Consider the following 13,369-nt stretch of genomic DNA (forward strand, 5'->3'; position numbering starts at 1 on the left):
CTGGGAATGCTGTCATGGCCGACTGCTGGGAATCCCACCCGGGCGCGCATCACTCAGGGCTTTACCTAGCGAGCTTCCAGTTGTCCGCCTCAGCTCAAGACGCAGGCTCCTGTGTCGACTGAAGCCTGACTGCCGCCGGCGGCTGCCAGCTCTGTGGCGACCTCGTCGAGAGTCAGTACATAGCCTGTGTCGTCGTCGGTCACGGCGGCGCCGAAGACGACGCCCAGTACCTGGCCTTCGGTGTCGACCAGGGGGCCGCCCGAGTTGCCTGCGCGGACCTGGCCGCGAACTGTGTAGACCTCGCGTTCGACAGTTCCGTCGCGATGAATCGTCGGGCCGGTCAGGTCCAAGGTTTCGCGGACGCGGGCCGCGCTGGCGGTGTACGGCCCACCGCCGGGGTAACCGAGCACAATCGCGCTCTCGCCGGACGCCGCTGCCGCGGGTGCCAGCGGAATCACCGGCGAAGTCAGGCCGGGGACCGCGAGGACCGCGATGTCCTTGGACGGGTCGAACAGCACAACGTTGGCATCGAGCGGTCCGCGTGCGGTATCGACCGACACGCTCGTAGTTCCGGCGACAACGTGCGCATTTGTCATCACGCGCTCCGGTGCTACGACGAAGCCGGAACCTTCCAGCGCTCGCTGGCAGCTCGGGGCGACACCACGAATGCGCAGCACACTCGGCTGCAACGACGCGGCGACGGGGCTGGCCAGAACGCTCGGGTCGGGGGGTTCGACAGCGGCGATGGGCGCGCGGCCGAACGGTCCGATGACATCCGGAAGCCCGGAGGTGTTGAGCAGTTTGGAGAACTCGTTGGGCAGCTTGCGCAACCAGGCGGGGGCAACGGCGTTCACGTCGGCGAGCACTCGGGAACCGTTGATGGCGGCAGCCACACCTGGTTGGGAGGCCGTGGCCAGGGGCAATGCCATCAGCCAGGCGGCGACGAGCACCGTGAGTGCCTGCAGCACCGCGCCGACACCGCTGTCGACGCTGCGCGCGAACGGATGCCGGATGCCGGAGCGGGCGGCCCGGCCGAGGACCATGCCCGCGACCTCACCGACGATCACCAGCAGCACGATCAGCAGGATGCCGCCGAGTACCCGGCTGCGGCCTTCACTGAGGTGCTTGAGGATGTGCGGTGCGATCAGAATGCCCGCGACGGCACCGAGCGCGACGCCGAAGAACGCCAGCGCCGAGGCCACCGCCCCTTGCCGCCACCCGGTGGACGCCGCGACCAGCGCGATCAGCACCACCGCGATATCGAGCCACACCGAGGCGCTCATGCTTGCGCCTCACAGACGTTCGGCTCCGACCTGACGGCGATGGCGGCTGTGCCGATGTGCCGCGCGCTCACAGGGTCATTCCGACCGCAGCCAGCGAGCTCTCCAGATCACGCACGTCGCCCCGATCCCAGTCTCGTTCCCACCCAGCAGTTTTGATGATGCCGGCGAGGATACCGCCGGTGAGCCCCCACACCAGCATGCCGTCGACCTGGAAGGCGGGACTCTGGTAGCCGAGACTGCCACGCACCATGAATCTGTGTGCGGGATCGAGTAATTCGCTCAGCGGCACCCGGACCACCCGTTCGGTTTCGCCCTGGTCGACGACCCGCACCTCGCTCGGCTCCCGCCACCAGGCCAGCACGGGGGTGACGTCGAATTTCGACGGCGGTACGAACAGGGTGGGCAGGATCGCGAAGGACTGCACGCCCGACGGGTCGAGGCCGGTCTCCTCCACGGCTTCGCGCAGGGCGGTGCCGACCGGGCCGTCGTCGCCGGGATCCTCGGCGCCGCCGGGGAAGGCGACCTGGCCGCGGTGCTGACGCATGGTCGAGGCGCGCTGGGTGAGCAGCACCTCGGCGTCGGCGGGTGGGGCGCCGGGGCCACCATCGGCGGAGCCGCCGAACAGCACGAGTACCGCCGCTCGCCTCGGTTTGCCGGTGATCGACATGGCGCGGCGCAGGGCACGGGAGGTGGCGAGGGTGTCGTCGGCATCGGGGCCGCCGTGCCTCGTCGCCGGGTGGAGCCAGGCCGGAACCCCGGAGTCGTCCAGTCTCGCCACACCGTTCACGCTGTCATCCTCTTCGCCTGCCACCACACAACGCTGTCTGTCATACCGTGATACCGAGCTTCGCGGCGACCGTATCGGCGATGTCGGTCACGTCGGCGAAGGTTCGCACCTCCACACTGGCCACGCTGCCATCCGCGCGCAGCAACACCGAAACCGGGAGTACCGGCGGGGCGCCGACCGCGCCGCGCACCGCGGCCGCCGGGTCGGAAACGCCGGGCAAGGTGATCCCGAGACCGGCGAGCCGGGCGAGTGCCTTCGCCTCGTCGGGATCACTGTGCACGGTGAGGACGGTGAGCGCCGAACCCGCACGCTGCGCGAATTCCTGCAGGTGAGGAAGCTCGGTGGCACACGGGCCGCACCAGTAGGCCCAGAGATTGAGGAGTGCGGGCTTGCCCGCGAGGGCGGCGGCCAGGTCGGCTCGGGTCCCGTCGGCGAGGCAGCCGACGGTGAGCCCGGCCAGCGGCCCTGAACCCGACGTGCCGGGGGCCGCGACGGGACAGGCTGTCAAACCGGCGGCGGCACGTTCGGCGGCCGACACGCCCGACTCCTGTTGCGAAGTTTTGCGAGTTTCGGTGGAGCCGGAATCCTCGCGCGGCCACAGCGCGACCGTCGCAGCGACGACGAGGATCAGTGCGGCGAGCACCCAGCGAACGCCGGGGCGGGCGAGCGGGGACGCCTCACTCACAGCCCGGCCATTTCCAGCAGGTGATCGCGCTCGGGCCCCTTCACCAACTCGGCGGCCACGGCGGGATCGGTGGGCCCGGCACCGAAGGAGGGGCAGTCGTTGGACAGCACGCACGCGCCGCAGGCCGGTTTGCGCGCATGGCACACACGGCGACCGTGGAAGATCACCCGGTGCGAGAGCATCGTCCAGTCCTTGCGCTCGAACAGCTCGCCGACCGCGTGCTCGACCTTCACCGGGTCTTCCTCCGCGGTCCACCCCCAGCGGCGCACCAACCTGCCGAAATGGGTGTCGACCGTGATACCCGGCACATCGAAGGCGTTGCCGAGGATGACGTTGGCCGTCTTGCGCCCGATGCCGGGCAGCTTCACCAGCTGGTCGAGGGTGTGAGGCAATTCACCGTCGTATTGCTCCACCAGCGCCTGGCCCAGCCCCATCAGCGCGCTGGTCTTGTTGCGGTAGAAGCCGGTGGGCCGGATGAATTCCTCCAGCTCCACGCGGTTGGCCTCGGCATAGTCGTGGGCGGTCCGGTACTTGGCGAACAGCGCGGGAGTGGTGAGGTTCACCCTGACGTCGGTGCACTGGGCCGACAGGATCGTCGCGACCGCCAATTCCAGTGGAGTCGTGAAGTCGAGCTCGCAGTGCGCGTCCGGGAAAGCCTCGGCGAGCGTGCGGTTCATCCGGCGGGCACGACGGACCGTTCCGATCCGCGTTTCCGCAGCTATAGCGCGATTCTTGCGTTTGCGGGCCGCCGTGATCCCGGTGGTCACCGGCACCGGAACGGCGTCGCCTGCGGCGGCGGTTGCGGGGGAAACGGGCACCGCACCACCATACGGAACCGGTCCGACAACATTGCGCGACCGAGTTGGGCACCTGTGTTCCATCTGAGACCTGGACCGTGTTTACTGCCTGTCATGCAAGGACTCGCTGTGGTGCTCTTCCCAGTGCTGTTGATGCTGTTCGCGCTGGGGATGGAGCGGGTCGAGAATCGGCTCCGCAAACTTCTCGAACCCGATGAAGAGGTTCAGCAGTACCTGGACAACGCCAGCAACGCCGAAGTGAAAGAACTGACCAAGCTCGGGCTTCCCGCCGCGGTCGCGCGGGTGCGCAAGCGCCGCACACGGACCCCGGACATGGACGTCGCCCGGGCCAGCTGAACCATCTCCTCATTCCCCGCCGACACAGTGTCGCGGCTCGCGCAATCCACTCTTTACGTGGTGTCTGTCACTGTGCTGCCGTAATGCCGCGTAGACTGCGCTGTTGGTCGATTCGCTCGACCAGGTTCGCAAGCCATATCCCATAAGGAGCACATTCGTGGACGAGGCCCTCGCCAGAGCAGGCATCTTCCAAGGCGTCGAGCCCACCGCGGTGGCCGCGCTCGCCAAGCAGCTGCAGCCCGTAGATTTTCCGCGCGGCCACGTCATCTTCAACGAGGGCGAACCCGGCGATCGGCTGTACATCATCACGACGGGCAAGGTGAAGATCGGTCGACGTTCCCCCGACGGCCGGGAAAACCTGCTGACCATCATGGGTCCGTCCGACATGTTCGGTGAACTGTCGATCTTCGACCCGGGCCCGCGTACCTCGACCGCAACCACGGTCACCGAGGTCCGCGCCGTCACGATGGACCGCGACGCACTCAAGTCGTGGATCGATCAGCGTCCCGAGATCGCTGAGCAGCTGCTGCGCGTGCTTGCCCGACGCCTTCGCCGCACCAACAACAACCTCGCCGACCTCATCTTCACCGACGTGCCCGGCCGTGTGGCCAAGGCGCTGCTGCAGCTGGCACAGCGTTTCGGCACGCAGGAGGCCGGTGCGCTGCGCGTGACGCACGACCTGACCCAGGAAGAGATCGCCCAGCTGGTCGGTGCCTCGCGCGAAACCGTCAACAAGGCGCTCGCCGACTTCGCACATCGCGGTTGGCTGCGTCTCGAGGGCAAGAGCGTGCTGATCTCGGATTCGGAGCGCCTCGCGCGTCGCGCGCGCTGACGTTCGGAGATTCGTCTGCCGTCCCGGTACGGCGGTCCGCTGCGTGTGGCTCATGAGGATGAGGGCCTCGTCCACACCACGGCGGTTCCGTCATGCCGGGACTTCGGCGTTACCGCACCCGACCTGATCGCCGGCACGTGCGGTGCCGGCGATCAGGAAGCGGTCAGCCGTTCTCGGCCCGCAGGTATTCCAGCTGGGCCCGCACCGAGCTCCGCGCCGCGGGCCACAGGCGTTTGTCCACATCGGCGTACACCTTGCGGACAACCGCGAGAGCGCCCGCGTCGGAGCCGAGCTCCACCAGTGCCGCCCGGACCTGGTCGAGCCGTTCGCGGCGGTGGTTCAGGTAGTACCGCACCACCGGCTCGGCATCGGGGTGATCGGGACCGTGGGCGGGCAGCAGCGCCTTGCCCGCGCCGTACTCGAGCAGCAGCTCCAGCGACGACAGGAACGCGGCGAGCGCACCACCCGACGATTCGAGCACCGTTGTGCCCTGGCCGAGCACCGTGTCACCGGTGACGACCGCGTCGTCGAGCAGAAAACTCACCGAGTCGCCGGTGTGGCCCGGCGTCGCGAGCACGGTGATCTGCAGCCCCGCCGCCTCGATGACCTCACTGTCGGCCAGCGGAGTCACGGTGCCGCACAGGTACTTCGGATCCACCGCCCGCACCGGCGTCCCGGTGGCTTTCACCAGGTGATCGATGCCGCCGGTGTGGTCGGGATGGTGATGGGTGATGAGGGTGAGCGCGATGCGCCCACCGGTGGCCGCGACGATGTCGGCGGTGTGTTTCTTGTCCTTCGGGCCCGGATCGACGACCACGTAGTCGTCGCTGCCGGGTCCGCGTAGCAGCCAGGTGTTCGTCCCGTCGAGCGTCATCTGGGACGGGTTGTCGGCCAGCAGCACCGACGCGGTCGGCGTGACCTGCCTGACCTGGCCGTACGCGGGATGTTCCAGTGCCATGACGGCTACCTATCCGACCTCGACGATCAGTTCCACCTCGACGGGCGTGTTCTTGGGCAGTTCGGAGACGCCGACGGCCGAGCGCGCGTGCACGCCCGCCTCGCCGAACACCTCACCGAGGAACTCCGAGGCACCGTTGATCACGATCGGCTGATCGGTGAACCCCGGTGCGGAGGCGACGAAGCCGACGACCTTCACGATTCGAACGACCTGGTCGAGCCCGACCAGATCGTGCACCGCGGCGAGCGCGTTGAGCGCGCACAGCCGCGCGGCCTCCTTGGCCTGCTCCACATCGACCTCGGCGCCGACCTTGCCCACCGCCGACAGTTCACCGTCGACGAACGGCAGCTGACCCGAGGTGTACACCAGCGAACCGGTGCGAATCGCCGGGATGTAGGCCGCGACGGGGGCGGCGACCGGCGGCAGGGTGACCCCGAGCCGGTCGAGCGCGTCCTTCCACGCGGTGGCCACGACTACTTCCGCCGCTTCAGGTAGGCGACGTGCTGTTCGCCGGTCGGTCCGGGCAGCACCGTGACCAGCTCCCAGCCGTCGGCGCCCCACTGATCGAGGATCTGCTTGGTCGCGTGCGTCAACAGCGGCACGGTCGCGTACTCCCACAGGGTGACTTCACTCATGGTGTGAGTTTAGGGCTCACCCCGACCATCCCCGCGAAACGGGTTATAGGCTCGGCGACGTGGGAGCACCAACAGCAGAGCCGGTTTCCTCGGTTCCCGAGCCGACGACCGGGTGGCCAGAGCGCGCGGTCAAGGCCCGTTTGCATTACGTGACAGGCAAGGGCGGCACCGGCAAGTCGACGGTTTCGGCCGCGCTCGCCCTCGCCCTGGCCGCAGGGGGACGCAAGGTGCTGCTGGTGGAGGTCGAGAACCGCCAGTCCATCGCGCAGCTGTTCGACCGGCCGCCGCTGCCACCCACCGAAACCCAGATCGCCACCGCCGACGGTGGCGGCGAGGTGGTGGCGCTGGCGCTGGACACCGAATACGCCTTCCTCGAATACCTCGACATGTTCTACAACCTCGGTTTCGCGGGCCGGGCGATGCGCCGGATGGGCGCCATCGAGTTCGTCACCACCATCGCGCCCGGTCTGCGCGATGTGATCCTCACCGGCAAGATCAAGGAATGCGCGGTGCGCGTCGGCAAGGACGGCAAGCCCGCCTACGACGACATCGTCGTCGATTCGCCGCCGACCGGGCGGATCGCGTCGTTCCTCGACGTCACCCAGGCCATGGCCGAGATCGCCAAGGGCGGCCCGATCGCCTCGCAGGCCGAGGGCGTCTCCAAGCTGCTGCATTCGGATCAGACGATGATCCACCTGGTCACGTTGCTCGAGGCGCTGCCGGTGCAGGAGACCGCCGACGCGGTCGCCGAACTCACCGCGAACGATCTGCGCATCGGCACGGTGATCGTCAACCGGGCGGCCGCCGGTCAGCTCGCGCCCGCCGACCGAGTCGCCGCCGTGCGCGGTGAACTCGACACCGCCGCGATCGCCGCCGGTCTCACCAAGGCCGGAATCACCCTGTCCGACAACGATTTCGCCGGCCTGATCACCGAAGCGACCGACCACGCGACGATGCTCACCGCCCAGGACGCGAGCGCCGCCGAACTGGCCGAGGTCGATGTCCCCCAGCTGCATCTGCCCGCGCTGAGCGACGGCATGGATCTCGGCGGGCTCTACGAACTGGCCGAACAGCTATCCGCGCAGGGAGTGCGATGAACGACCGTGTGACCACCCCGCCTCCCCTCGATGTCGCCGAGATCATCGCCGACCCGCAGGCCAAGGTCATCGTGTGCTGTGGTTCCGGCGGTGTCGGCAAGACGACGACCGCCGCGTCGATCGCGTTGCGCGCGGCGGAGTCGGGCCGCAAGGTCGTGGTGCTCACCATCGACCCGGCGCGCAGGCTCGCCCAGTCGCTCGGCGTCGCCGAACTCGACAACTCACCGCAGCGCGTTGAGCTGGGCCCCGAGGTGCCGGGCGAACTGCACGCGATGATGCTGAACATGCGCCGCACCTTCGACGACATGGTGCTCGAGCACACCAGCCCCGAGAAGGCCGAGCAGATCTTCGCCAACCCGATCTATCAGACGGTGGCGTCGTCGTTCGGTGGCACGCAGGAATACATGGCGATGGAGAAGCTGGGGCAGCTGGCCGCACGCAAGGAGTGGGACCTGATCGTGGTCGACACCCCGCCCTCGCGCAACGCCCTCGACTTCCTCGACGCGCCCAAACGGCTCGGCACGTTCCTCAACGGGAAGATGATCCGGCTCATCATGGCGCCGGGTCGCGGTGTCGGCCGGTTCGTCACGGGGGCGATGAGCCTGGCCATGCGCGGGGTGTCGACGATCGTCGGCGGGCAGATGCTCAAGGACGCCTCGACGTTCCTGCAGTCGCTGGAGTCGCTGTTCGGCGGTTTCCAGGACCGGGCCGAACGAACCTTCGCGATGCTGGCGAAGCCGGGCACCCATTTCCTCGTCGTCGCCGCGGCGGAACCGGACGCGCTGCGGGAGGCATCGTTCTTCGTCGACCGGTTGTCGACCGAGCAGATGCCGCTGGCCGGTCTGGTGCTCAACCGAACGCATCCCGTGCTGACGAGCCTGTCCGGCGATCACGCGCTCACCGCCGCCGATCAGCTCGCCGACACCGACCCGCTCACCGCCTCGGTGTTGCGTATCCATGCCGAGCGGGTCGCCACCGCCAAACGGGAGCAACGGCTGCTGCACCGGTTCACCGGGGCGCATCCCAAGGTCCGGATCGTGTCCGTGACCGCGCTGCCGTTCGAGGTCTCCGACCTCACCGCCTTGCGTGCGGTCGGCGATCAGCTGACCGGCAAAGCCGCTTCCTAATCAGACATATCGGCTATCGCTTGCTTCGGCGGTAGTACCCGCCAACGGCGCCGATCCCGCAAACCCAGCGGTCTCGGCGCCGTTGTGGTATCCGCTGTGTCAGATGGCCACTTGGTGCTGGCGCTGAGCCTGGAAGAAGTCGGCCCAGGAGGTCACATCGGGGTGCTGCTTGAGCAACGCTCGTCGCTGGCGTTCGGTCATGCCGCCCCACACGCCGAACTCCACCCGGTTGTCGAGGGCATCGGCGCCACACTGCATCAATACCGGGCAATGACGGCAGATGGTGGCCGCCTTGCGCTGCGCCGCACCGCGCACGAAGAGCTGATCCGGGTCCACTTCCTTGCATCGCGCCTGGGCAACCCAAGCGATCCTTGCCTCGGCCTGCTCTACATCCAGTCGAGCGATGGGGGTTGTGATGTGCATTTGATGTGCCCCTTTGCAGTCCGAACACCGTTGTGCGGCGCTCCAGAATCGCGAGCGCGGATCACAGCAACCCAACTACCGCTGCGTTCCGCACCACATTCCACTTTGAGTGTTAGCTCTATCACACTGGGTTCTCAATCTAGGTAAAGGTATGGCCGTTACGCAAGACCGGCCGCCGATTTTTTGGTACGGGCGTCCATTCAAATCGCGTGTCGACGCGGCAGCGGCGCTGTTCACCGGCGTGCCCGGCCGCGACACGCCGATGTGATCATTTTGTTGACACGCCCGAGCAACCCCCCTGGCACCGGGCGGACAACTGACGTCGGCCAGCAGACCGTGTCCCTCGACACGCCACCCTTTAGTCTGGACCGGTGCCGATCACTCAAACGCTTGCGAGGCTGGCCGGCAGCTGCGCGCTGGCCGCCGTGCTAGTCGCCGGGCTGTTGTTCCCCTTGGCCGGTGGGTTCGGGTTCATCTCCAACCGGGCCGCCGATGCCGTCGACAACGTGTCAGCCGAGCTGGTGGAGGGCACCGTCCCGGCTGTGTCGACGATGGTCGACGCCAACGGGACACCCATCGCCTGGCTCTACGAGCAGAGACGGTTCGAGGTGCCGAGCGATCGGATCTCGAACAACATGAAGCTGGCGATCGTGTCCATCGAGGACAAGCGCTTCGCCGACCACAAGGGTGTCGACTGGCAGGGCACGCTGCGCGCGTTCCTGACCAACACGTCCTCCGGTGAGGTGCAGCAGGGCGCCTCGACGCTCGATCAGCAGTACGTGAAGAACTTCAACCTGCTCGTCGTCGCCAAGACCGACGCCGAGCGGCGCGCCGCCATCGAGACCACCCCCGCGCGCAAGCTGCGCGAGATCCGGATGGCGCTCACCCTCGACCGCGAGCTGTCCAAGGACGAGATCCTCACCCGCTACCTGAACCTGGTGCCCTTCGGCAACGGTTCCTACGGCATCCAGGACGCCGCCCAGACCTACTTCGGTGTCGACGCGGCCGACCTGAACATCACCCAGTCGGCGATGCTGGCGGGCATGGTGCAGTCCAGCTCGAAGCTGAACCCCTACACCAACGTCCAGGGCGTCACCGACCGCCGCAACACCGTGCTCGACACGCTCATCCAGAACATCCCGAGCCGAGCCGAGGAGTTCCGCAAGGCCAAGACCGAACCACTCGGCGTGCTGCCCGAGCCCAAAGGTCTGCCACGCGGCTGCATCGCCGCCCAGGACAAGGGTTTCTTCTGCGATTACGCCCTGCAGTACCTGGCCGAGTCGGGCATCAGCCGCGAACAGATCGACAAGGGCGGCTACCTGATCAGGACCACCCTCGACCCGGTGCTGCAGGAATCGGTGAAGCGGTCGGTCACCGAGCACGCACCGCCGGATCTCGAGAACATCGCCGAGGTCATGTCGGTGGTCTCCCCCGGTCAGGACGCCCACCACGTGCTGGCGATGGCGTCGAGCCGCACCTACGGCCTCGATCGCGACGCCAACGAGACGCTGCTCGGCCAGCCGTACTCGCTGGCCGGTGACGGCGCGGGCTCGATCTTCAAGCTGTTCACCACCGCCGCCGCCATGGAGAAGGGCCTCGGCATCAACGCCCAGGTCGACGTGCCGAGCATGTACGCGGCCAAGGGCCTGGGTTACAGCAACTCGCCCGGCTGCCCCGCCGACTCCTGGTGTGTGAAGAACGCGGGCAACTACCCGGGTTCGATGTCGGTCACCGACGCGCTGGCCACCTCGCCGAACACCACGTTCGTCAAGATGATCCAGGACGTCGGCGTCTCCGCCGCGGTCGACATGGCCGTGCGCCTCGGCATGCGCGCCTACACCCAGCCCGGCACCTCCGGGCACGGCAACACGAGCCTGGCCGACCACATCAAGAACAACAACATGGGTTCGTTCACCCTCGGCCCGTTCGCCATCAATCCGCTCGAACTGTCGAACGTGGCCGCCACGCTCGCCTCGGGCGGCAAGTGGTGCCCGCCCTCGCCGATCCGCGAGGTGATCGACCGGCAGGGCAAGACCGTGCCGCTCACCCAGCAGGCCTGCGAGCAGGTGGTCGACCCCGGTCTGGCCAACACCCTCGCCAACGCCATGAGCAAGGACGACACCTCCGGTACCGCCGCCGCGGCGGCCCGGGCCAACGGCTGGAACGCGCCGATGTCCGGCAAGACCGGAACCACCGAAAGCCACCGCTCCTCGGCCTTCCTCGGTTTCACCAACTCGCTCGCCTCGTCGGTCTACGTGTACGGCGACAGCCCGACCCCCGGCGAGATCTGCTCGTTCCCGCTGCGCAATTGCGGCGCGAGCGACGCCAACGGCCTGTTCGGTGGTAACGAGCCCGCCCGCACCTGGTTCGGCGCGATCAAGCCGGTGATGGACCGGTTCCCGCCGCCCGCTCTGCCGCCGCTGGACGACAAATACGTGCGCGGCGCGAACAACTCCCAGGTGCCGGATGTCGCGGGCAAGTCGCAGGGCGAGGCCACCTCGATCCTGGTCGGCGCCGGTTTCCAGGTGTCGGCGGTGACCAGCCCCGGCTCGCAGCCCAAGGGCACGGTGATGGGTAGCTCGCCGAACGGTTCGGCCATTCCGGGTTCGGTCGTCACGATCTACATCAGTGACGGGTCGGTCCGGGTGCCGGTGCCGACCACGCCGCCGCCCGCCGCGCCGCCGCCGGCCATCCCGGGTCTGCCGCAGATTCCGCGTCTGCCACCGATCCCGATCCCGGTGCCGCGTTAGAACACGACAAGGGCCGCCGTCCAGTCAGGACGGCGGCCCTTGTCGTTCGGGTCTACAGGCGCGACTTGACCGCCGCCGACAGCCGCGAGCCGTCGGCCCGGCCGTTGGCGAGTGCCGTCGCGGCCTTCATGACCTGACCCATCTGCCGCATTCCGGGCCGCTCACCGAGTTCCTCGGCAACCTGGGCGATGGCGGTATCGGCCACCTCGGCCAGCTCCGCCTCGGTCAGCTGCGTGGGCAGATACTCCTCGATGATCGCTTCCTCGGCGCGCTCGTTCGCGGCCAGTTCACCGCGGCCGTTCTGCTCGTAGACCGTCGCCGACTCGTTGCGCTTCTTGGCTTCCTTCTGCAGGACGGCCACCACATCGGTATCGGACAGTTCGCGCGCCTGCGTTCCGGAGACCTCGGCGTTCTGGATCGCGGCGAGCAGCATCCGCAGGGTCGACAGACGCAGTTTGTCCTTGGCTTTCATCGCGGAAGTCATATCCGCGCGCAGCTGTGCTTTCAGTTCCGACATGGGGTCACGGTAGCCCGAACGCCCGAAAACTCCCATCACATTTCGACACCGACAGATACATCCGGGTGAAATTCCCGACTCTTGTGCGGAAACACACGCGCCGATCCGGGAGGAGGTCACCTATGCTGGGCAAATGCCCGTTATCTCGACGACCGCTGTCCGCCGAACCGCGTTGGGAGCCGCCGGGGCCGCCGTCGCAGGCATCGGTTACGCCACTCTGATCGAACGGAACGCGTTCGTCCTGCGTGAGGCCACGATGCCGGTGCTCGCACCCGGGTCGCCGACCCTGCGCATTCTGCACCTCAGCGACCTGCACATGATGCCGGGTCAGCAACTCAAACAGCAGTGGCTGCGCGAACTCGACCGCCTCGAACCCGACCTGGTCGTGAATACCGGTGACAATCTTTCCCACCCCAAGGCCGTGCCCGCCGTTGTGCAATCCCTCGGTGCGCTGCTGGCCCGTCCCGGCTTGTTCGTGTTCGGTTCCAACGACTATTTCGCGCCGGTTCCGAAGAATCCGCTGAAGTATTTCGACAAGGATCATCGCCGCGTCTACGGTGACCCGCTGCCCTGGCAGGATCTGCGCGCCGCGTTCACCGAACGCGGCTGGCTCGACCTCACCCACACCCGCCGCGACCTCGAAGTCGCAGGCATCCGCATCGCCACCGCGGGCGTCGACGACCCGCACCTGCAGCGCGACCGCTACGACACCGTGGCAGGCGCGCCGAACCAGTTGGCGCAGTTGAGCATCGGCCTCACCCACTCCCCCGAGCCGCGCGTGCTAGACCGTTTCGCCGAGGACGGGTACGACCTGGTGCTCGCCGGTCACACCCACGGCGGTCAGCTGGTCGTGCCCGGTTACGGCGCGCTGGTCACCAACTGCGGTATCGACAAGTCGCGGGTGAAGGGCCCGTCGCAGTGGGGTGCGCACACCCAGCTGCACGTGTCCGCCGGCATCGGCACCTCCCCCTGGGCGCCCTACCGCTTCTGCTGCCGCCCCGAAGCCACCCTGCTCACGCTCGTCGGCGCGCCCCCGAAGCGTCCGGCCGCCGATGCGGGACACGGCATCTCGGCTTCGCAGGCCGTCGCCCGCTAAGGTCGTCCCCCGAAAGATTTTTGTC

15 protein-coding genes are annotated in these 13,369 nt (G+C 67.8%); 6 read left to right on the forward strand and 9 right to left on the reverse strand.

Annotated elements, in window-relative coordinates; all coding sequences use genetic code 11:
* Window positions 1-89 precede the first annotated feature (89 nt).
* The 4 genes from NI2_RS23740 to nth all read right to left on the reverse strand — a co-directional run bounded on the left by NI2_RS23740 (window position 90) and on the right by nth (window position 3,432).
* Window positions 90-1,283 (reverse strand): MarP family serine protease, encoded by a 1,194-nt coding sequence (locus tag NI2_RS23740; protein WP_067494486.1) that lies wholly within the window; start codon window positions 1,281-1,283, stop codon window positions 90-92.
* A gap of 67 nt (window positions 1,284-1,350) precedes the next feature.
* Window positions 1,351-2,094 carry an NUDIX hydrolase gene (locus NI2_RS23745; RefSeq protein WP_243750018.1) on the reverse strand — a complete coding sequence of 248 codons (744 nt, stop codon included), beginning with the start codon at window positions 2,092-2,094 and terminating at the stop codon, window positions 1,351-1,353.
* Window positions 2,095-2,110: 16 nt separating this feature from the next.
* Entirely contained in the window at window positions 2,111-2,755 is a 645-nt protein-coding gene (locus NI2_RS23750) for a TlpA disulfide reductase family protein (RefSeq protein WP_067494489.1), read from the reverse strand.
* Window positions 2,752-3,432: an endonuclease III gene (gene nth / locus NI2_RS23755; RefSeq protein WP_133734152.1), complete on the reverse strand. Its 681-nt coding sequence runs from the start codon at window positions 3,430-3,432 to the stop codon at window positions 2,752-2,754. The genes NI2_RS23750 and nth overlap by 4 nt, the downstream gene beginning before the upstream one ends.
* Before the next feature lie 249 nt (window positions 3,433-3,681).
* On the opposite strand from nth, the gene NI2_RS23760 reads away from it, so the two are divergent.
* On the forward strand, window positions 3,682-3,909 hold the full coding sequence (locus NI2_RS23760) for a hypothetical protein (protein ID WP_084457709.1): 228 nt from the start codon (window positions 3,682-3,684) through the stop codon (window positions 3,907-3,909).
* Between the two features lie 157 nt (window positions 3,910-4,066).
* Complete coding sequence (locus NI2_RS23765) at window positions 4,067-4,741, forward strand: Crp/Fnr family transcriptional regulator (protein WP_040703546.1); 675 nt, start codon at window positions 4,067-4,069, stop codon at window positions 4,739-4,741.
* Between the two features lie 163 nt (window positions 4,742-4,904).
* On the opposite strand, the gene NI2_RS23770 is transcribed toward NI2_RS23765, so the two are convergent.
* The 3 genes from NI2_RS23770 to sp36 are packed head-to-tail and all read right to left on the reverse strand — an operon-like array spanning window position 4,905 to window position 6,334.
* Window positions 4,905-5,699 carry an MBL fold metallo-hydrolase gene (locus NI2_RS23770; RefSeq protein ID WP_067494495.1) on the reverse strand — a complete coding sequence of 265 codons (795 nt, stop codon included), beginning with the start codon at window positions 5,697-5,699 and terminating at the stop codon, window positions 4,905-4,907.
* 9 nt (window positions 5,700-5,708) lie between these two features.
* Complete coding sequence (locus tag NI2_RS23775; RefSeq protein WP_067494498.1) at window positions 5,709-6,170, reverse strand: RidA family protein; 462 nt, start codon at window positions 6,168-6,170, stop codon at window positions 5,709-5,711.
* 2 nt (window positions 6,171-6,172) lie between these two features.
* Window positions 6,173-6,334, reverse strand: coding sequence for a Sp36 family protein (gene sp36, locus NI2_RS33975; protein ID WP_110038224.1), 162 nt, complete (start codon window positions 6,332-6,334; stop codon window positions 6,173-6,175).
* Between the two features lie 59 nt (window positions 6,335-6,393).
* Here sp36 and bagA point away from each other — a divergent pair, with 59 nt between their 5' ends.
* Together bagA and bagB are read left to right on the forward strand one after the other, a co-directional pair.
* Entirely contained in the window at window positions 6,394-7,431 is a 1,038-nt protein-coding gene (gene bagA / locus NI2_RS23780; RefSeq protein ID WP_067494501.1) for an ATPase BagA, read from the forward strand.
* Window positions 7,428-8,558: an ATPase BagB gene (bagB, locus tag NI2_RS23785; protein ID WP_067494504.1), complete on the forward strand. Its 1,131-nt coding sequence runs from the start codon at window positions 7,428-7,430 to the stop codon at window positions 8,556-8,558. The genes bagA and bagB overlap by 4 nt, the downstream gene beginning before the upstream one ends.
* A 99-nt stretch (window positions 8,559-8,657) precedes the next feature.
* Here the strand turns inward: bagB and NI2_RS23790 are convergent, their stop codons facing one another.
* Window positions 8,658-8,981 carry a WhiB family transcriptional regulator gene (locus NI2_RS23790; RefSeq protein ID WP_019044565.1) on the reverse strand — a complete coding sequence of 108 codons (324 nt, stop codon included), beginning with the start codon at window positions 8,979-8,981 and terminating at the stop codon, window positions 8,658-8,660.
* A gap of 371 nt (window positions 8,982-9,352) precedes the next feature.
* Between NI2_RS23790 and NI2_RS23795 the strand changes: the two genes are divergently transcribed.
* Complete coding sequence (locus tag NI2_RS23795; protein ID WP_067494507.1) at window positions 9,353-11,731, forward strand: penicillin-binding protein; 2,379 nt, start codon at window positions 9,353-9,355, stop codon at window positions 11,729-11,731.
* A 52-nt stretch (window positions 11,732-11,783) separates the two neighbouring features.
* Here the strand turns inward: NI2_RS23795 and NI2_RS23800 are convergent, their stop codons facing one another.
* Window positions 11,784-12,248, reverse strand: a complete 465-nt coding sequence (locus tag NI2_RS23800) for a GatB/YqeY domain-containing protein (protein WP_067494932.1) — start codon at window positions 12,246-12,248, stop codon at window positions 11,784-11,786.
* Between the two features lie 133 nt (window positions 12,249-12,381).
* Here NI2_RS23800 and NI2_RS23805 point away from each other — a divergent pair, with 133 nt between their 5' ends.
* Window positions 12,382-13,344, forward strand: coding sequence for a metallophosphoesterase (locus NI2_RS23805; RefSeq protein WP_067494510.1), 963 nt, complete (start codon window positions 12,382-12,384; stop codon window positions 13,342-13,344).
* The last annotated feature ends 25 nt before the right edge of the window (window positions 13,345-13,369 follow it).

It is taken from the genome of Nocardia ignorata NBRC 108230 (assembly GCF_001612905.1).
GTDB lineage: Bacteria > Actinomycetota > Actinomycetes > Mycobacteriales > Mycobacteriaceae > Nocardia > Nocardia ignorata.